This is a genomic window from Brachybacterium sp. AOP29-B2-41, assembly GCF_052378395.1.
Classification (GTDB): Bacteria; Actinomycetota; Actinomycetes; order Actinomycetales; family Dermabacteraceae; genus Brachybacterium.
In genome coordinates this window covers 194,638-213,125 of sequence record NZ_JBQSXR010000002.1, presented here as the reverse complement: position 1 = coordinate 213,125, position 18,488 = coordinate 194,638, and the positions used below count along the sequence as shown (strand labels likewise).

Here is an 18,488-nt window from a genome sequence, read left to right as displayed (position 1 = left end):
CGCGAGGCGCTTCCGTCAGTGCTCGAGCAGGCGGTCCACGCCGTCGAGCACCCGGTCGAGGTCGGGAAGGTAGGCATGCTCCATCCGCGAGGGCGGGTAGGGCAGGTGGTAGCCGCCGACGCGGAGCACCGGGGCTTCGAGGTGGTAGAAGCACTCCTCGGAGATCCGGGCCGCGATCTCCCCGCCGAGGCCGCCGAGCACCGGGGCCTCGTGGGTGATCAGCAGGCGGCCGGTGCGCTTCACCGAGGCGACGATGGTCGGGTAGTCGATGGGTGCCAGCGAGCGGGCGTCGATGACCTCCAGGTCGATGCCGTCCTCGGCGGCGGCCTCCGCGCTCTCGAGCGCCAGCGGCATGCTCGGTCCCCAGGCCAGCAGCGTGGCGTCGGTTCCGGGTCGCACCACCGCAGCCTCCCACGGGGACAGCTCAGGACGGTGGTCGGGATCCACATCGCCCTTGACCCAGTACCGCTTCTTGGGCTCGAAGATGATGACCGGGTCCTCGCACTCGATGGCCTGGCGGGTCATCCAGTAGGCGTCCTGCGCGGTCGCAGGAGCCAGGATCCGCAGGCCCGCGGTGTGCGCGAACAGCGCCTCCGGGCTCTCGGAGTGATGCTCGATCGCACCGATCCCGCCTCCGTGGGGGATCCGGATCACGATCGGCATGTGCACCGCACCGGCGGTGCGGTTGTGCATCTTCGCGACCTGGGTGGTGATCTGGTTGAAGGCGGGGAACACGAAGCCGTCGAACTGGATCTCGACCACGGGCCGGTAGCCGCGCACGGCCAGGCCCACAGAGGTGCCCACGATGCCGGCCTCGGCAAGCGGAGTGTCCACCACGCGCTGGGAGCCGAATTCGGCGTGCAGGCCGTCGGTGACTCGGAAGACGCCGCCGAGCACGCCGATGTCCTCGCCCATCAGCAGGACCTTGTCGTCCGCGGCCATCGCGTCGCGCAGCCCGGCGGTGATCGCCTTCGCGATCGGGAGGTTGGTGCTGCTCATGCGTGCGTCCCGTTCTGCTCGTCGCTCTCGTCGGCGGCGTCGTTCTCGTCTTCGAACTGGGCGACGTACTCGAGGTACTGCTCCCGTTCGGCCTCGACGATCGGATGGGGCTCGGCGTAGGCATGGGTGAACATGCCCACCGGGTCCGGGTCCGCCATGCCGTGGATGTGGTGGTGCAGCTGCATGGCGAGGTCGTGCGCCTCCTCCTCGCAGCGAGCGATGTACGCCTCGTCGATCTCGCCGATCTGCTCGAGGTGGCGGCGCAGGCGCAGGATCGGATCCTTCTCGGCCCATTCCTCCTCCTCGGAGGAGGGGCGGTAGCGGGAGGCGTCATCGCTGGTGGTGTGGGAGGCCATGCGGTAGGTGAGGGCTTCGACGAACACGGGGCCCTTACCCGCCCGTGCGGAGTCCAGTGCGATGCGCACGGCGCCGAGCACGGCGAGCACGTCGTTGCCGTCCACTCGCACCGAGGGGATCCCCCAGCCGCGGGAGCGCTGGGCGAGCGGGACCCGGGACTGCACCGAGGTGGGCACGGAGATCGCCCACTGGTTGTTCTGGGTGTAGAACACGACCGGCGCCTGGAAGGAGGCGGCGAAGGTGAAGGCCTCCGAGACCTCTCCCTCGCTCGAGGCGCCGTCGCCGAACAGGGCGAGGACGGCGGTGTCGGTCTCCGGCTGGCCGGTGCCCACCACCCCATCGCGCTGCAGCCCCATCGCATAGCCGACGGCGTGCGGGGCCTGCGAGCCGAGCACGATCATGTAGGGGTGGGTGCGCAGCTCATTGGGGTCCCAACCGCCGTGGCTGACCCCGCGGAAGGACTCCAGCAGGCGCCAGGGTTCGATCCCGCGCGCCCAGGCGATGCCGTGCTCACGGTAGGTGGGCACCAGGTAGTCCTGCTCGCGGGAGGCGTGGCCGGCACCGATCTGGGCTGCTTCCTGGCCGAGCGCGCTGGCCCACAGCCCTAGCTGTCCCTGGCGCTGCAGGCTGGTCGCCTCGACATCCGCCGCGCGGATCATCACCATGTCGCGGTAGTAGCCGCGCAGTCGCTCGGGGGTGGCCAGGCCGCTCTCCTCGAGCACGGCGTCGAGCTCGTCGTGCGGGGTGCGGGTGCCGTCGGCCGCGAGGAGCTGGACCATCGGCTCCTCAGCCGCGACATCAGGGATCGTGGAACGGAAGACACTCACCCGGGTAGCGTAACTTACGGGACCGTAAGGTCAAGGGAGCCGCCTCCGGTTCGGCGCGCTTCTCGCCCGTGCAGCGCCCCTCCATGCAGCATCATCGCGGCCCGCCGAGCATCAGGTCGACCGCGGCGCGCATCATGGTGCGGCCGCCGCCGTGGGCGAGCACGAGGCGGCGGTGGTCCGGGGCGGCATCGGGCACTCCGGTGTGGACCACGATCGCCTCGGGGTTCCGGGCGAGCAGGGCGGCCAGGCGCTGCCCCTCCTCGGGGTCGCTGCGCGGCAGCCGGGTGATCACGAGCAGCTGGGCGGCGGCGCTCTGCAGGCCCTTCTGGCCGACCTGGCCGGGCGGGCCGGGATAGTCGGGCGGGCCGGGATAGTCGGGCGGGCCGGGCTGGTCGGGATAGTCGGGCTCTGCGGCCTGCACCCCGCGCTCGCGGAGCGCGTCGACGAGCTGCTGGGAGCGGGCGCCGGAGGCGTGCTGGGAACGGACGCGCAGGTCGACCACCATGGCGGGGTCCAGCGTGAGGGAGGCGTGGCGGGCCCGGACCGCGCGGGCTGCCGCCTCGGCGCCGAGGAGCTCGGCGCGACGCAGCGCATCCTCGAGCGCCGGGGCGGGCACGAAACGGCGCCGGACGCGCAGGGAGTGCAGGCGGGAGCGGGTGCGCGCGGCCCGGGCGCGCAGCGTCTCCCGGGGGAGCCGGCCGCTGTCGATCGCGTCCAGCAGGGCGTCGTGGGCCTCACGGAGCATCAGTTGGTCATCACGGCGCAGAGAGGTGCCCAGGCACAGCAGGTCCGCGCCGGCCTCGACCGCCCGCACCACGGACTCGCCGTAGCCGGGATCCGTGGCGACAGCCGCCATGTCCAGTGCGTCGGTGATCACGAGGCCCTGGTAGGTGCCGCCCACAGCTTGGTCCAGCAGCGGCCGCGACCAGGGGGAGATCGAGGCGGGGCCGACTCCATAGGCGGGGACCAGCACATGCGCGGTCATGATGCTGTCGAGCCAGGGCGCGATCCCCCAGGGGGCGAGGTGCTCGCGCTCGAACTGTCGGGCATCGAGATCGATCAGCGGCAGGGCGGTGTGGGAGTCGGTGGCGGTGGCGCCGTGGCCGGGGAAGTGCTTGGCGCAGGTGCCGAGCCCCGCCTCCATCAGCCCGGTCGCGAAGGCCTTGGCATGGGCGGCGACCCGGTCGGGATCATCGCCGAAGGCGCGGGTGCCGATCACCGGGTTCGCCGGGTCGGTGGAGACGTCCAGCACGGGAGCGAGGTCGAGGTCCAGGTCGCAGGCGGCGAGCAGGTCCCCGAGCGCCTTGCCGACCTCCCGGGTCAGCTCGATGTCGTCCACCTCCCCGAGCGCCCAGGCGGTCGGGAGGGAGGAGCCGGTGAGCGCCTGGAGGCGGGTGACGTCCCCGCCCTCCTCGTCGATCGCGACCACACACTCCTCGGCACGCTCGTGCACTGCACGGGCGAGGCGCCCGGCGGTGCCGGCGTCAGGGGTGTTGTGGCCGAACAGGATCACCGAGATCAGGCCCGCATCCAGCGCCGCACCTATCCATTGCGGCAGCGTCGTGCCAGTGAAGGGCGCCATCAGCACGCCAAGCGCGTCGGGATCCCAGGCGCCGACATCCACGGTGCCGAGATCCGCGACGTCGGCATCCCACGAGGCACGTTCCATGCCTCAGCCTTTCACAGCGCCGGCGGTCATGCCCTGGGCGAGGTTGCGCTGGACCAGCACGAAGAAGATCACGACCGGCAGGGTGATGATGGACGGTCTACTTCGAGCTGTCCTGTATGAAGGTCAGCGCGAGGATGAACTCGTTCCGCACACCTCCGCATCCCACCTCCGAAGGACGCCTGGCCAGGTGATCTGGTGGCGTGAGAGGTCGAGGTCCCACCGGTACTTCCCGAGAGCGTCGGTGAGGGCCTCGTCGAGCGCCTCCTGGCGCTCCAGGGCGTAGAGAATCGTGTGCTGGGCTGCCTTGCGGAAATCGGGAGAGATCATGCCCTGAACTCTAGGGTCCCGCGGGCCGGGAACTCCAGGGTGCGGGCGGGCCGAGAAGGGGTTCCCTCGCGCGGCCCGCCCGCCACGGCTCACTCGGCGGCTGATCCCTTGGCCGCCTCCTGCGCCGCGTAGAGCGCCTCGAGGTCGATCGGCTCCTGGTCCTTATCGAGGTCCTGGACCGGCAGGGGGCAGTCCCCGAGGTCCTGGATCACGAGCCGCTCGCCAGCCTGGTTCATCGACTGATGGGCGATGACCCCGGGCAGCGTGTAGCGGGCCGCCTGCCAGGCGTTGACCATCGGCTGCATGCCGTCGACCACGGCGCGGGCGAAGTCGTCGACCAGGAAGTGGTGGGCGCCCTCGTGTCCGTTGGGCATTCCCTGGAACTCCTTGGGCAGGCGCTCCTGGTGGTGGGCGGGAGCGGCACCCGCGACGAAGGCGTCGCGCAGGGCCGGGGAGACGTCCGCCAGGCGCGGGTCGTCCAGGCTCATGGTCGCACCGGTGGCGATCTGCCCGGTCACCTCCAGCACGCGCTTCTTGTCGTGCCAGTAGGTGACGTCGATGGTCTCCTCGAAGGAGGATTCCTCGCCGAAGAAGCGGAAGCGGGATTCGCGCTTGTGGCTGGGGTAGCCCACGCGGCGCAGCTCGTTGGTGCGGAAGGCGCCCCCGTTGTCCATGCCGAACAGGGCGAAGGCGTTGCTGACGTCGTTGCCGAACATCGAGACGTCCTTGTCGAACACGCCGTCCCCGCGGGTGTCGGGGCGGCCCAGCGCCGAGACGGACACGGCATGCCGCTCCCCCAGCACGCCGAGGATGCCGCCGATGGAGTGGGTCGGGTACAGCAGCGGCGGGTAGGACGCGGTGGACTTCCAGTTCTCGCCGCCGGAGTACTTGTAGGCGTCGTAGAAGCCGAGGTCCATGTCGTGGACGTAGTCACCCTCGGCGTAGAACACCTCGCCGAAGGCGCCGGAGCGGTGGATGCGGCGGGCCAGCACCACGGCGGCGTTGTACTGGCTGGTCTCGCCCATCATGTAGACGAGCCCCGTGCGCTGCACCTCCTCGGTGATCGCCCGGATCTCCTCCTCCTTGATCGCCATCGGCACCGCGGAGTAGACGTGCTTGCCGGCCCGCAGTGCGGCCAGGGCGTGCTCGCCGTGGGTCCAGCGCTGGGTGAAGATCGCGACCGCGTCGACGTCGGAGGCCAGCAGATCCTCGAGGGTGTCGAATCGCTTGTCGAACGCGACGCCCCGAGCTTCGAGGGCGTCGATCCGCTCGGGCACGGCGTCGACGGCGTAGAGCGCGTCGATCTCGGGATGGGCGGCGAAGAGCTCCGCGAAGTGGGAGCCGAACTGACCGATTCCGACGATGCCCAGCGTGAACGACATTGTTTCTCCTTGAAAGTAAGTGATGGGAGGAACGCTACGTCAGGGTACTGGGATGCGGCAAGCCCTCAGCAACCCAGGGCCGGGTCAGAGCCGGCGCCAGCGGCCCGAGCGCCAGACGTCGCGCCACAGCGGCACCTCCTGGCCACGAGCGGCCATCCTCCGCCGCAGGTTCCGGCGCGTGATCAGCATCCCGGCCACCCCGATCGCGAGCATCGGCAGCTGCACGGCGAAGGCGAGCCGGAAGGCCGCCAGGTCGTAGTTGCCGTCGGGCCGCAGCAGGTCCAGCACCACGCCGATGAGCAGGATCGAGATCAGACCGCCGATGAAGCCGCCCATGATCACGACCCCGGTCGCGGTGCCCAGCCGGTGCCGGGCCAGATCCGTGCGCGGGAAGTCGAAGCCGACGCTGCTGGCGGGACCGCCGATCGAGAAGCCGGCGACCAGCAGGATCAGCAGCCAGATCGGCGCCGGGCCGGGCCACAACACGAGTGCGAGCAGCGGCACCACGATGCTGACCACGATCAGCAGCACCAGGGTCGAGCGGCGCAGCGGGTGGCGCTGGGTGAGCGAGCCGATCACGGGCCCGGCGATGATCGCCACCACCACCAGCACCGTCATCACCGCCGAGGCGGCAGGCCGGCTGAGCCCCTCCCCCGCGGTGAGATACGGGTATCCCCACATCATGGAGAACGCGATACCGGTGAAGCCGGCGGTGAAATGCATGAAGAAGCCCAGCTGGGTGGAGGGGTGGCGGATGATCCGCACCAGCACCTGCGGGATCCGGCGCAGATCCTGCTTCACCCGGGGGCGCGGGATCCTGGCCGGGCTCGCCCGCACCACCAGCAGGACCAGCAGGGCGGCCACCGCGCTGAGGGAGGCGGCCGACGTGAAGGCGGTGCCCCAGCCGGCGAGACTCAGCAGCGCCACGAAGGGCACGGCCGAGGCGATCTGTCCCACCTGGCCGAGGATTCCGGTGAGCTGGGTGAGCAGCGGCACCCGTCCCGGAGGGAACCAGGCCGGGACCAGGCGGATCGCGCTCGAGAAGGTCAGCGCATCACCGGCGCCGAGGATGATCCGGGCGATCATCGCGGTGCCCAAGGTCTCGGTCTGCGCCATCAGCAGCTGCCCGATGCCCATCAGCAGCGCCCCGGAGACCAGGGTGACGCGAGAGCCGTAGCGATCCAGCAGCATGCCGGCAGGGACCTGCGCGAGGGCGTAGACGCCGAGCTGGAGCACCACGAAGCTGGAGACGATGGTCGCCGAGGCGCCGAAGCGGTCCGCCGCCTCGAGCCCCGCGACCCCCATCGTGGTGCGCTGCAGCACCGCGATCGAGTAGGCCGTCACGGCCGCGATCCACACCAGGTACGCGCGGGGCCCTCCGAGTGCGGGGGCGGGCGCGGGGGGCGTGCTCATGGATGGTCCTTCGGCAAAGTCGGGCAGTCGGACCGGACGCCTCGGGCGCCCTTCCCGCAGCGGCTGGGTCCCGACCACCTCCGAGGCTATCGGTGCGAGGCACCTCGGCGGTAGTGATGTCCGCCCAGGGCAGCCGAAGTGGACGGGTGGACAGCCGTCCCCACGGGGCCGACACAAGTGCTACACGAACGCTACAATGGTCGCATGAAGACGATCAGTCAGCGCGAGCTGAGGAACGACTCGGCCGCCGTCCTGCGCCAGGTGACCCAGGGAGAGTCGTTCCGGGTGACCACGCGCGGAACCCCGGTCGCTGTGGTCTCCCCCATTTCCGAGCAGCCACTCGACGGGCTGGTCCTGCGCGAGGGTTCCGGCGACTTCTCCTTCCCTCCCGGAGCGCAGATCCAGGAGTCCGCCGGTGACGCGCTCCGCGAGCTGCGTGGCGATCGATGATCCATCTGGACACCTCCGCACTCGCCAAGCTCCTCGTGGAGGAGCCCGAGTCTGATCCCCTCCGCGCCCATCTGGTTACCCAAGGGCAGGCGGGCACACAGTTCGCGATCTCCACGATCGCCACGGTCGAGCTGCGGCGGCTGGCGATCCGTCTCGGCCTCGAGGCGTCCCGGGTAGAGCCTGTGCTGCGGCCGTTCCACACCCTTCGACTCACCGAGGGCATCCTCGCGCTCGCGGGCCGGTTGAGCTTTCCCCATCTGGGGACGTTGGATGCGATTCATGTCGCGACCGCACTGACCGCGGAGGCGGGCACTCTGCTGACCTATGACACTCGCCAGGCGGAGGCCGCCGCCATCGAGGGGCTCACGATCCTGTCCCCGGCGTGAGGCCCTGACATGGCGGCCCTCACTGCGCCCAGCCACTCCTGGCTACCACGGTGGACTTGGCACCGTGACGCCCTGGCTCTGGGCTATTGTCCGTGCCATGCGCATCGCGAAGATCAGCTGGTGGGCCGTCTGAGGGCGGTCCCCTGTCGCATGTGCTGACACAGAAGCCGCCCACTGCCGGGCGGCTTCTTTCTGCAATGGAGCAGCCCGCGACGGGCCCGTACATCGGAGAACCCTCATGACCAGCACCGTCTCGTCCGCCGCATCGTCGGACACTCCTTCCTCGGATATCCCCGTCCCGGCAGCATCGGCGCCCGCCGCCTCCAGCTCAGCCGCCTCAGCCGCTCCGGCGGCGCATGAGCCTCACACCCTCGCCGAGGCCACGACCCTCACCCACTCCCCCGAGTTCGCCGGGAACACCGGAGGCCGCTTCGGGGAGTTCGGCGGTGCGGTCCTGCCACCGCCGCTGGTGGGTCCGATGGCGGAGGTTGCCGCGGCCTATGAGGAAGCACGCCACGATCCGGAGTTCTACACCGAGTACTCGCGCCTGCTGCGGGACGTCGTGGGCCGACCCTCCCCGATCTCGAGCGCGGATCGCCTCTCCGATGCCCTCGGCGGCGCTCGCATCCACCTCAAGCGCGAGGACCTGAACCACACCGGCGCGCACAAGATCAACCACACCATCGGCGAGGCGCTGCTCGCGAAGCGGATGGGCAAGCGCACCCTGATCGCCGAGACCGGCGCCGGCCAGCACGGCGTGGCGCTCGCGACGGCCGCAGCCCTGGTGGGGCTCGAATGCGAGATCCACATGGGTGCGGTGGACGTCGCCAAGCAGCACCCGAACGTGGTGCGGATGCGTCTGCTGGGCGCGAAGGTGGTCTCCGTCGAGGTCGGTCAGCAGACCCTCAAGGAGGCCGTGGACTCGGCATTCGCCGTCTACGCGGCAGACCCTGCCCGATACCTCTTCGCGATCGGCTCGGTCGTGGGGCCTGCCCCCTTCCCCGATATGGTGCGCGACTTCCAGTCCGTGGTGGGGCGCGAGGCGCGGGCCCAGCTCCTCGCCGCTCACGGGCGGCTGCCGGATGCGGTGATCGCCTCGGTGGGCGGCGGCTCGAACGCGATGGGCGCCTTCACCGGCTTCCTCGAGGACCGCGAGGTGCGCCTGATCGGTGTCGAGCCCGGCGGCCAGGGCGACGAGCCCGGCCAGCACGCGGCGACCATGACCTTCGGCACCCCCGGGATGCTGCACGGCATGGACACCCTGGTGCTGCAGAACTCCGACGGGGAAGCCGCAGAGGTCCAGTCGATCGCCTCCGGGCTGGACTACCCCGGGGTGGGCCCGCAGCATGTACACCTCAACAGGCTGGGCCGGGTCGAGTACGTCAAGGAGGGCGACGAGGCGGTGCTGGAGGCCTTCCAGCAGCTCAGCCGCACCGAGGGCATCATCCCGGCGCTCGAGTCCGCGCACGCTCTGGCCCACGCGATCCGCATCGCCCCGTCGCTGCCCGCCGACTCACACCTGTTGGTGAACCTCTCCGGCCGGGGCGACAAGGACATCGACTACGTCGCCGAGCGGATCGGGATGCGCGGAGAGGCCGACGAGGTCGTGCGCTGAGCGCTTCACCGCCTGGTGCGGGGAGTGCCGGGCGCGGGGTGCGATGCCGCACCTCGCGCCGGCGTCGAGCCTGCACAGGTGCTGGTGCTGGGCAGGCTGGACGGCCTGCTCAGCGCTCGCGCCAGGCCCCGCCGACCTCGATGATCAGATCGTTCGCCTCCTGCTCGGCGATCGTGGCACGCACCCCGTCAGTGCCGTAGGCCCGCAGCACGAGACCTCGCGCATCGGCGAACTCGGCGAAGGCCGCGGAGTCCTCGCCGAGCGGGAAGTACACGAAGTTGCCCTGGCTGACGGGCAGCTCCCAGCCCTGGCCGGCGAGCGCGTGCAGCACCCGCGAGCGCTCGGAGCGGATCCACTCCGCGCGGCGCTCGAGCTCCTCCTGCACCGCGGGGTCCAGACTTGCCAGCGCCGCGGCCTGTGCGGGGACGCTCGTGCCGAAGGGCACCGTGACCTGGCCCAGCGCCCGGGCGAGTCGTGGGTGAGCGACGGCGTAGCCGATCCGTAGGCCGGCCAGCCCCTGCAGCTTGGAGAAGGTGCGCAGCAGCACCACGTTGCCGTGGCGGCGGAAGATCCCCGCGGTGCCGAGCACGGTGGCGGGGTCGTGGAACTCTCGGTAGGCCTCGTCGATCGCGACCACCACGTGGTCGGGGACCTGTGCCAGGAACTCCTCGACCTGCTCGGTCGAGAGCGACGGACCGGTGGGGTTGTTCGGGGTGCACAGCAGCACCAGGCGGGTGCGGTCGGTGATCGCCGCGGCCATCGCCGCGAGATCGTGCTCACCGCTCGCGGTCAGCGGCACCGGGACGGGGACCCCGCCGTGGGAGCCGACGAGGATCGGGTAGGCCTCGAAGGAGCGCCAGGCGAAGACCACCTCGTCCCCCTCCCCCATCACGGCACGCACCAGGTCGCCGGAGACGGCGACCGATCCGGTGGACAGGGCGATCTGGGAGGGGTCCACGCCGTGCTTCACGCCGAGCGTCTCGCGCAGCGCCAGGGCGGCCGCATCCGGATACCGGTGCGCCCCGTCGAGGGAGGCGATCACGGCGTCGCGGACAGCGTCGACGGGTGCGAACGGGGACTCGTTCGAGGAGACCTTGTACCGCACGATGCCGTCGTCGGCCGCAGGCTTGCCGGGGACGTAGGCGGGCAGGTTCTCGAGGGTGGAGCGCAGGCGGACGTTCTCCAGTGGCTGGTCGGACATGCCGCCAGGGTATGCCGCACGTGCGCCGTCGGGGCGGGTTGTCCGGGGCACAGCAAGGATGGGGATAGCCCCACTGGCGCCCTCAGGATGAGTGCAGATAATGGAGCCATGAGATTCCTCGGCCACATCATCGTCACCGGTCTCGCGCTGTGGGTCACCGCGCTGATCCTGCCCGGCATGCATCTGGGCGACGACAGCGCGAGCGTGCTCACGCAGGTCCTCACCATCGGGGCGATCGCGCTGATCCTCGCAGTGATCAACGTGATCGTGAAGCCGATCCTGGAGTTCCTCACCTTCCCCATCACCTGTCTCACGCTCGGCCTGTTCCAGCTGGTCATCAACACGCTCATGCTGCTGCTGGCGAGCTGGGTCTCGGCCCTGGCCGGACTGACCCTGCAGTTCGACAGCTTCTGGTGGGCGCTCGGGGCCGGCGTGATCATCGGCATCCTCTCGGCGATCGTCGAAGGGGTCACCGGGCTCGGTGACGAGCGGGGACGTCGCAGCTACTCGAGCGGCGAGTGAGCATCCCGCCCGCATACCCATGACGCGAAGCACCTGAGCCGTCCGTCCGGCGGCGCGCTCGTCGGCCGGGCGATCGAATCTGGGAGAATGCTCCCCATGGCTCACTCCTTCGCGGACATCACCCCGCAGATCGCCCTGACCCCGCTCGACGGCCGCTACCGCGCGCAGGTCGCGCCGCTGGTGGACCACCTCTCCGAGGCGGCGCTGAACCGCTCCCGCCTGGTGGTCGAGACCGAGTGGATGATCCACCTGCTCGATCAGCAGGTCATCCCCGGCCTGCGCACCCTCACCGAGGACGAGCGAGCCCTGCTGCGCGCCATCCCCGAGGACTTCGGCGCAGACGGCATCGCCGAGCACGCCGAGATCGAGCGCGAGACCGTCCACGACGTCAAGGCGATCGAGTACTACATCAAGCGCCGCCTGGCCGGCACCTCCCTCGAGCCGCTCGCCGAGGTGGTGCACATCTACTGCACCAGCGAGGACGTCAACAACCTCTCCTACGCCCTGATGGTCAAGGGCGCGGTCGAGCAGGTGTGGCTGCCCGCGCTGCGTGACGTGATCGGGGACCTCACCGCCCTCTCTAAGGCTGCAGCCGAGGTGCCGATGCTCTCGCGCACCCACGGCCAGCCCGCGACCCCCAGCACGCTCGGCAAGGAGATCGCGGTCTTCGCGTTCCGCCTGGGTCGCCAGGAGCGCCGGATCGCCGCTGATGAGATCCTCGGCAAGATCAACGGCGCGACCGGCACCTACGCCGCGCATGCCGTCTCCGTGCCGTCAGCGGACTGGGAGCAGGTCTCCCGCACCTTCGTGGAGCACCTGGGGCTGACCTGGAACCCGCTGACCACGCAGATCGAGTCCCACGACTGGCAGGCCGAGATCTACTCGGACATCGCCCGCGCCGGCCGGATCCTGCACAACCTCGCGACCGACGTGTGGACCTACATCTCGCTGGGCTACTTCCGTCAGCGCCTCTCCGCGCAGGGCGGCACCGGCTCCTCGACCATGCCGCACAAGGTGAACCCGATCCGCTTCGAGAACGCCGAGGCGAACCTCGAGATCTCCGGGGCACTGCTCGACTCCCTGGCCTCGACTCTGGTCACCACCCGCCTGCAGCGGGACCTCACCGACTCCACCACCCAGCGCAACATCGGCCCTGCACTCGGGCATTCGCTGCTGGCGATCGCGAACCTCCGCAAGGGCCTCGCGGGCCTGGACGTGGACGCCGACGCCATGGCCGCCGATCTCGACGGGAACTGGGAGGTGCTCGGCGAGGCGGTGCAGTCCGTGATGCGCACCCTCGGCGTGCAGGGCGTGCCCGGGCTGGACAACCCCTATGAGCGGCTCAAGGACCTCACCCGCGGCCACCGCGTGGACGGGGAGGGCATGCGCGAGTTCGTCGGGTCCCTCGGGCTGCCCGCGGAGGAGCAGGAGCGGCTGCTGGCGCTGACCCCGCACAGCTACGTCGGCTATGCCGGGCAGCTCGTCGACCACCTGGACGACAAGCAGGCCTGAGTCGGACGGGCGGGCACGACTGTGCCCGCCCCCGGCCAGCGGGGCACCCCGGTCAGCAGGGCACTCCATCGTCGGAGCACCCCGGTCAGCAGGGCGCTCCGTCAGCGGGGCACCCAGGTCAGCAGGGCGCTCCGTCGTCGGGACCCCCGGTCAGCGGGGTCTGACCGACAGGGTGTCGATGCTGGCATCCGCCGGCAGGCGCAGTGCAAGCGCCACGGTCGCGGCGACCGTGGCCGGGTCCATGTAGTCCTCGGCACGGAACTCGCCGCCCTCGAAGACGCGCAGCTCGCGCTGCATATCGGTGGCGACCCGTCCGGGATGGACCGAGCTGACCCGCACTCCGTGCTCGCGCTCCTCGGCGCGCAGCGAATCCGTCAGCGCACGCAACGCGAACTTCGAGGCGCTGTACGCGCCACCGCCCGGCCCGGCGGTGAAGCCCGAGCCGGAGTTGATCGTCACCACGGTGCCGCGAGCGCGGCGCAGAGCCGGCAGCAGCAGCCGGGTCAGCTCGGCCACGGCCACCACGTTGATCGCGAAGGAGCGGCTCCAGTCCGCAGCGGCGAGATCTGCGACGGTGCCGCTGACCAGGATCCCGGCCGAGTGCACGACACCGGCGAGCCCGTGCGGAAGCTCCAGCGCCCCCACGGCGCGCTCGAGGGCGGCGGAGTCGGTGAGCTCGGCGACGAAGGGCTGCGCCGAGGGGAACTGCGCGGCGAGCTCCTCGAGGGCAGCCGCATCACGGCCGCCGAGGAGCAGGTGGTGATCGGTGGCGAGCTCCTCGGCGACGGCGCGGCCGATGCCGCGGCTGGCTCCGGTGATCAGAACAGCAGGTGAGGTCATGCCCCGAGTCTGGCACGGGTCCGCTGCGTGCGACCGTCGCTGCCCCGCCCGTCTGCCTTCCCTGCCCGCCAGGTGAGAGCATGTGCGGGTGGAGCTCATGACCCCCAGCCGGCGCTGGCTGCGCGCCGAGGTGCTGATCGTCCTCGCCCTCTCCCTGGGCCGCAGCGCGGTGTACTCGCTGCTCGCCCTCGCCCAGGCCCTTGCAGCGGGGCCGCTTTCCAGCCAGTCCACCGCGCTGAACTCCTCGCTGCGGGAGGATGCGTGGCTGGACCTGCTCTACCAGCTGCTGTCGATCAGTTTCGCGCTGGTGCCGGTCGCGCTGGTGGTGCTGTTGCTCGCGCTGACCGCAGGCTCGCTCCAGCAGGCGCTGCGGGATCTGGGAATGGATCTGGGCCGGCCGCTGCGGGATCTGCTGCACGGCGTGCTGATCACCGCCGGGATCGGTCTGCCGGGCCTCGCGATCTACTACCTGGGTCGGTTGCTGGGCGCGACGGTCGAGGTGATCCCCGCGGCGCTGGACACCCACTGGTGGACCCTGCCGGTGCTGGTCCTCCATGCGGTGAAGAACGCGGTGCTGGAGGAAGTGATCGTGGTGGGCTACCTGTTCCAGCGGCTCGAGAAGCTCGGCTGGTCACCGCGGCGGATCATCGTCGTCTCCGCCCTGCTGCGCGGGGCTTATCACACCTATCAGGGGGTGGGCCCGGGGCTCGCGAATCTGGTCATGGGGCTGGTGTTCGGCGAGTGGTACCGGCGTACCCGGCGGACGTTGCCGCTGGTCATCGCGCACACCCTGCTGGATGTGTTCGCCTTCGTGGGCTACGCCCTGCTGCAGGACTTCATCTCCACCTGAGGCCGGGCCGAGGTGCTGCGCGCCGGCTGCTGATCTCAGCGGCAAGGGATCTTCGAGTCGAGGCGCCCGGAAGCGCGGAGCCTCAGAGGACGTACGCCTCGCCTTCGCCGTCGGCGACGATCGGCAGGCCGGACTCGAACCACAGGTCCATCCCGCCGGCGACGTTGACCGCCTCGAAGCCGTTGGCGTTGAGCCACTGGGCGACCTGGAAGCTGCGGCCGCCGCTGCGGCACACGATGTACAGCGGGTCATCGGTCTCGGGCAGCTGGTCGAGGTTCTCCATCAGCGTGCTGGCCGGGAGGTGCTGGGCGGTCGCGGCATGGCCGGCGTCCCATTCGTTCTGCTCGCGCACATCGATGAGATGCACGCCCTCGGGGACCGCGTTCGGAGCAACGTTCTCGAAGTTCATGGATCCAGCCTAATGGCCGCCGGGAGTTCGATGCGGGCCGACGGGCGACCAGCCCGGGAAGGGGCCGGTCGTCCGTCGGTAGCAGTGGCCCCGCTCCGGGCGGTCCTGGGCTCCGTTCAGGCGGAACCGGACTCCGCTCAGGCGGTACTGGAATCCGCTCAGGCGGTACTGGAATCCGCTCAGGCGGGACGGAACCACGCTCAGGCGGCGCGCGTCGCGAACCGCTTCACCAGGGGCGAACCGACCAGCACCGCAGCGATCACCAGGGCGTAGGCACCGAGCACGCTGGCCAGATACTGCACGGCCATCGTCGGGTCGCTCGGGGCGCCGCCGAGGAAGGTGGTCAGCACCAGCAGCGCGGTGCCGGTCGCGATGATGGAGCTCAGCGCCACGGGCACCGCGATCTCGGCGAGGCGGGCGCGGTGCAGCTGACCCACCTCGGCGCCGGCGATGTGCTGGGCGCGCAGGCGTGGGGCCTGGTCGATCACCCGGGCGGTCTGGGAGACCCCGGTGCTGACCGCGGCGAGCACCGCGGCGATCCCCAAGGTGAGCAGGCCACCGGTGGTCATGGCGGTGAACATCATCGCCTCCTCGGGATTGGTCGCTTCGCCGAGGGTGGCGATCATGGTGAGGAAGCCCGCGATGACCAGTGCGAAGGTGATCCCGGAGACGGCTCTCCAGCCAGCCCGCGGATCACCGGCGAGGCGCCGCGCCCCGACCATCAGCGAGGGAGTGGGCGCGGTCTTCGCGAGCAGCAGCGCGGTGACCCACACGATGAAGGGGCCCACGACATTGATCCCCGCGACGATCGCGGCGATGAACAGGATCATGATCGCGATCAAGACCCCCGTGCCCGCTTCGCCCAGCAGCATCCCGCCGACGTTCATGAATGCCACGAACCCCACGATCAGCACTGCCCAGAGCACCACGCGCAGCACCGACAGGCGCACCACCCGCGAGTCACGTGCCACGCCCAGCGGGCTGAGCACGACTCCGGCGAGGGAAACGGCCGCAGAGCCGGCGGCGATCAGCACGAGCGCGACCACGAGCACGGGATAGGCCCACACCGGCAGCAGCAGATCGGGGACGGTGAACGGGGCGATCCCGAAGTCGAGACGGGTCAGGGCCGGAGTCACCGCCACATGGGCGCCGAGGCCGAGCACCGCGCCGAGCAGTGACTGAGCGGCGACGTCGAGCACCGCGACCGAACCGACCTGGCCGCTGGTCCCGCCGACCAGACGCATGGCGGCGAGGTCCTGCTCCCGGCGCGCGAGGGACAGCCGTGCGGCGGAGCCGCCGAGGCCGACGGCGCTGGGCACCAGCAGCACTGAGGCGATCAGCGCACAGATTGCGAGGACCGGCATGACCGAGGCCTCTCCGGTCATCGGCACATCGCCCGGAGGGATCCGGCCGACGAATGCTGCGGCGCCGCCGATCACCGTCGCGGTGATCGCGGTGGCGGCGGCGAAGGCGATCACGGGCAGGATGTCGGCGAGGGCGCCGCGTCGGCGCAGCAGCAGCGGGGCGGAGGCCAGCAGGGCGTTCATCGGGTATCTCCGGTGGTCATGGCAGTCGCTCCGGTGGTCGTCGCTCCGGCCGTCGCGGCCGTCGCCTCGGGGCGCACGTACTCCTGCGCGATGCGGCCGTCCTGCATGGTGACGGTGCGGCGGCAGGCGGCGGCAACCTTCGCATCGTGCGTGACCATCACCAGCGCCGCACCGGTCTCCCGGCAGGAGTCCACCAGGATCTGCAGCACGGTCTGGCCGGTGGCCTGGTCCAGCGCGCCGGTGGGCTCGTCTGCGAAGACCACCGAGGGGCGCCCGGCGAGCGCCCTGGCGATGGCCACCCGCTGGGCCTGCCCGCCCGAGAGCTGGGTGGGGCGGCGGTCGTGCATGCCGGACAGGCCCAGTCGGTCCAGCCAAGACGCCGCCTCGGCACTCGCGGCGCGTCGGGAGGTGCCGCCGAGCATGCGCGGCAGGATCACATTCTCGAGCGCGGTCAGCTCAGGCAGCAGCTGGCCGTCCTGGAAGACGAAGCCGAAGTCGCTGCGGCGCAGCCGGGTGCGGCGGCGGTCCCCCAGTGATGCGAGGTCGGTGCCTTCGTGCAGGACGGTGCCGGAGGTCGGGGTGAGGATCCCGGCGAGGATGTGCAGCAGGGTGGTCTTGCCGCAGCCGGAGGGGCCCATCACCGCGAGCGAATCGGCGCGGGCGATGTCGAGGTCCACGCCGTCCAGCGCCCGGGTGGTGGTGCCGGCGGTGCCGTAGCTCTGGAGCAGCCCGCGGGCGGAGAGCACCGGTGAGGGGTGCATCATCCCGGGCTGCGCGACCTGGTGCGTGCCGCGCGGCGAAGGTGGGGCCGGTACGGGCTGCGACGCCGGGAGCGGGGCGGGCGTCGGTGTGGAAAGGGCCGTGTGTGCGAGCGGGCTGGTGTTCATGCCCCAAGATTCCCGCGCGCACCGCTCTCGCCGCATCCGCCCCGGGGGCCGTTCCACCCGTCACGGGTCAGACCCTGGTCTGACCCGCCCGGGATACCGGGATCCGGTGCGGGGCTGACCGGCGCGAGATACCGGGATCCGGGGGCCGGACTGACCGGCGCGGGGACGCGTTGCGGGCCACGCCCGCCCCACCACGCGGCACACCGAACACGCGCGCCGAACGTGCACGTAAAGCGCGCACGAGTTGCGCGCGTACACCGCGCGCATGCGTAGCGCGGCACGCCGAACGAGAACACCGATACCTACCGTAAACGGGAGATATCGGTGTTCTCGAGCGGGGGCCGCCGGCGTGTTCCGGCGGGGCGCGGCGTGTCACGGCTGCTGCCGGCGTGTTCGGCGGGGCGCGGCGCGCTTCGGCGGGCCCGGCGCGCTTCGGCGGGCCCGGCGTGTTTCGTCGGGCGCCGGGGTGTCTCGACCGGGCCGGATCAGCCGAAGCGGCCGGAGATGTAGTCCTCGGTCTGCTTGTTCGACGGGTTGGTGAAGATCGTGTCGGTGTCGTCGATCTCGATGAGGTGCCCGGGCTTGCCGGTGCCGGCGATGTTGAAGAAGCCGGTGCGGTCCGAGACGCGGGAGGCCTGCTGCATGTTGTGGGTCACGATCACGATCGTGTACTCCTGCTTCAGCTCGTGGATCAGGTCCTCGATCGCGAGGGTCGAGATCGGATCCAGCGCCGAGCACGGCTCATCCATCAGCACCACCTCGGGCTGCACCGCGATGGTGCGGGCGATGCACAGGCGCTGCTGCTGGCCGCCGGAGAGGCCCATGCCGGGCTTGTCCAGGCGGTCCTTGACCTCGTTCCAGAGGTTCGCGCCCTTGAGCGCCCGCTCGGCGAGCTCATCTGCCGCGGTGCGGGAGATCCGGCGGTTGTTGAGCTTCACCCCGGCCAGCACGTTGTCGCGGATCGACATGGTCGGGAAGGGGTTCGCCTTCTGGAACACCATGCCCACGCGGCGGCGCACGTTGACCGGGTCGACCTTGGAGTCGTAGATGTCCTCGCCGTTGATCTCGACCCTGCCCTCTGCATAGGCGCCCGGGATCACCTCGTGCATCCGGTTCAGGGTGCGCAGGAAGGTCGACTTGCCGCAGCCGGAGGGGCCGATCAGGGCTGTCACCGAACGGGGCCGGATCTGGACGTTGACATCCTCCACAGCGAGGAAGTCGCTGTAGTAGATGTTGAGGTCCTCGACGTTGATGGGCTGGGGGGCTGCCATCAGATGTCCTTTCGCGTAGGGCGA

At 70.7% G+C, this 18,488-nt stretch carries 18 protein-coding genes; 6 read left to right on the top strand and 12 right to left on the bottom strand.

What is annotated here, in order from left to right:
• Window positions 1-15: 15 nt before the first annotated feature.
• The 6 genes from ACT3T9_RS03155 to ACT3T9_RS03130 form a co-directional block, all read right to left on the bottom strand.
• Entirely contained in the window at window positions 16-999 is a 984-nt protein-coding gene (locus ACT3T9_RS03155) for an alpha-ketoacid dehydrogenase subunit beta (protein WP_442332403.1), read from the bottom strand.
• Window positions 996-2,135: a thiamine pyrophosphate-dependent dehydrogenase E1 component subunit alpha gene (locus ACT3T9_RS03150; protein ID WP_441443203.1), complete on the bottom strand. Its 1,140-nt coding sequence runs from the start codon at window positions 2,133-2,135 to the stop codon at window positions 996-998. Before ACT3T9_RS03150 ends, ACT3T9_RS03155 begins: the two co-directional genes overlap by 4 nt.
• Before the next feature lie 139 nt (window positions 2,136-2,274).
• The gene (locus tag ACT3T9_RS03145) at window positions 2,275-3,852 is read right to left on the bottom strand and encodes a glycoside hydrolase family 3 N-terminal domain-containing protein (RefSeq protein WP_444502363.1); all 1,578 of its coding nucleotides are present in this window, start codon (window positions 3,850-3,852) and stop codon (window positions 2,275-2,277) included.
• 123 nt (window positions 3,853-3,975) lie between these two features.
• Window positions 3,976-4,179, bottom strand: a complete 204-nt coding sequence (locus tag ACT3T9_RS03140; RefSeq protein WP_441443155.1) for a hypothetical protein — start codon at window positions 4,177-4,179, stop codon at window positions 3,976-3,978.
• Between the two features lie 89 nt (window positions 4,180-4,268).
• On the bottom strand, window positions 4,269-5,561 hold the full coding sequence (locus tag ACT3T9_RS03135; RefSeq protein ID WP_441443156.1) for a Gfo/Idh/MocA family protein: 1,293 nt from the start codon (window positions 5,559-5,561) through the stop codon (window positions 4,269-4,271).
• 84 nt (window positions 5,562-5,645) lie between these two features.
• Window positions 5,646-6,974 carry an MFS transporter gene (locus ACT3T9_RS03130; RefSeq protein WP_444502362.1) on the bottom strand — a complete coding sequence of 443 codons (1,329 nt, stop codon included), beginning with the start codon at window positions 6,972-6,974 and terminating at the stop codon, window positions 5,646-5,648.
• Window positions 6,975-7,178: 204 nt separating this feature from the next.
• Here ACT3T9_RS03130 and ACT3T9_RS03125 point away from each other — a divergent pair, with 204 nt between their 5' ends.
• From ACT3T9_RS03125 to trpB, 3 genes are all read left to right on the top strand, one after another.
• Complete coding sequence (locus ACT3T9_RS03125) at window positions 7,179-7,424, top strand: type II toxin-antitoxin system Phd/YefM family antitoxin (protein WP_441443158.1); 246 nt, start codon at window positions 7,179-7,181, stop codon at window positions 7,422-7,424.
• Window positions 7,421-7,810, top strand: a complete 390-nt coding sequence (locus ACT3T9_RS03120) for a type II toxin-antitoxin system VapC family toxin (RefSeq protein WP_441443159.1) — start codon at window positions 7,421-7,423, stop codon at window positions 7,808-7,810. The genes ACT3T9_RS03125 and ACT3T9_RS03120 overlap by 4 nt, the downstream gene beginning before the upstream one ends.
• Window positions 7,811-8,048: 238 nt before the next feature.
• Window positions 8,049-9,425 carry a tryptophan synthase subunit beta gene (trpB, locus tag ACT3T9_RS03115; RefSeq protein ID WP_444502361.1) on the top strand — a complete coding sequence of 459 codons (1,377 nt, stop codon included), beginning with the start codon at window positions 8,049-8,051 and terminating at the stop codon, window positions 9,423-9,425.
• 109 nt (window positions 9,426-9,534) lie between these two features.
• Here the strand turns inward: trpB and ACT3T9_RS03110 are convergent, their stop codons facing one another.
• Window positions 9,535-10,626 (bottom strand): histidinol-phosphate transaminase, encoded by a 1,092-nt coding sequence (locus ACT3T9_RS03110; RefSeq protein WP_444605945.1) that lies wholly within the window; start codon window positions 10,624-10,626, stop codon window positions 9,535-9,537.
• A gap of 108 nt (window positions 10,627-10,734) precedes the next feature.
• On the opposite strand from ACT3T9_RS03110, the gene ACT3T9_RS03105 reads away from it, so the two are divergent.
• On the top strand, window positions 10,735-11,148 hold the full coding sequence (locus ACT3T9_RS03105) for a phage holin family protein (RefSeq protein WP_441443162.1): 414 nt from the start codon (window positions 10,735-10,737) through the stop codon (window positions 11,146-11,148).
• A 96-nt stretch (window positions 11,149-11,244) separates the two neighbouring features.
• On the top strand, window positions 11,245-12,660 hold the full coding sequence (purB, locus tag ACT3T9_RS03100; RefSeq protein ID WP_441443163.1) for an adenylosuccinate lyase: 1,416 nt from the start codon (window positions 11,245-11,247) through the stop codon (window positions 12,658-12,660).
• Between the two features lie 150 nt (window positions 12,661-12,810).
• On the opposite strand, the gene ACT3T9_RS03095 is transcribed toward purB, so the two are convergent.
• Window positions 12,811-13,500 carry an SDR family oxidoreductase gene (locus ACT3T9_RS03095; protein WP_444600942.1) on the bottom strand — a complete coding sequence of 230 codons (690 nt, stop codon included), beginning with the start codon at window positions 13,498-13,500 and terminating at the stop codon, window positions 12,811-12,813.
• A 97-nt stretch (window positions 13,501-13,597) separates the two neighbouring features.
• Here ACT3T9_RS03095 and ACT3T9_RS03090 point away from each other — a divergent pair, with 97 nt between their 5' ends.
• On the top strand, window positions 13,598-14,350 hold the full coding sequence (locus tag ACT3T9_RS03090) for a CPBP family intramembrane glutamic endopeptidase (RefSeq protein WP_444600941.1): 753 nt from the start codon (window positions 13,598-13,600) through the stop codon (window positions 14,348-14,350).
• Between the two features lie 82 nt (window positions 14,351-14,432).
• Here the strand turns inward: ACT3T9_RS03090 and ACT3T9_RS03085 are convergent, their stop codons facing one another.
• From ACT3T9_RS03085 to pstB, 4 genes are all read right to left on the bottom strand, one after another.
• Window positions 14,433-14,759, bottom strand: a complete 327-nt coding sequence (locus ACT3T9_RS03085) for a rhodanese-like domain-containing protein (RefSeq protein WP_441443166.1) — start codon at window positions 14,757-14,759, stop codon at window positions 14,433-14,435.
• Between the two features lie 200 nt (window positions 14,760-14,959).
• Window positions 14,960-16,306, bottom strand: coding sequence for an FtsX-like permease family protein (locus ACT3T9_RS03080; protein ID WP_444605944.1), 1,347 nt, complete (start codon window positions 16,304-16,306; stop codon window positions 14,960-14,962).
• The gene (locus ACT3T9_RS03075; RefSeq protein WP_441443168.1) at window positions 16,303-17,070 is read right to left on the bottom strand and encodes an ABC transporter ATP-binding protein; all 768 of its coding nucleotides are present in this window, start codon (window positions 17,068-17,070) and stop codon (window positions 16,303-16,305) included. The genes ACT3T9_RS03080 and ACT3T9_RS03075 overlap by 4 nt, the downstream gene beginning before the upstream one ends.
• A 608-nt stretch (window positions 17,071-17,678) precedes the next feature.
• Window positions 17,679-18,464, bottom strand: coding sequence for a phosphate ABC transporter ATP-binding protein PstB (pstB, locus tag ACT3T9_RS03070; protein WP_441443169.1), 786 nt, complete (start codon window positions 18,462-18,464; stop codon window positions 17,679-17,681).
• Window positions 18,465-18,488: the final 24 nt, after the last annotated feature.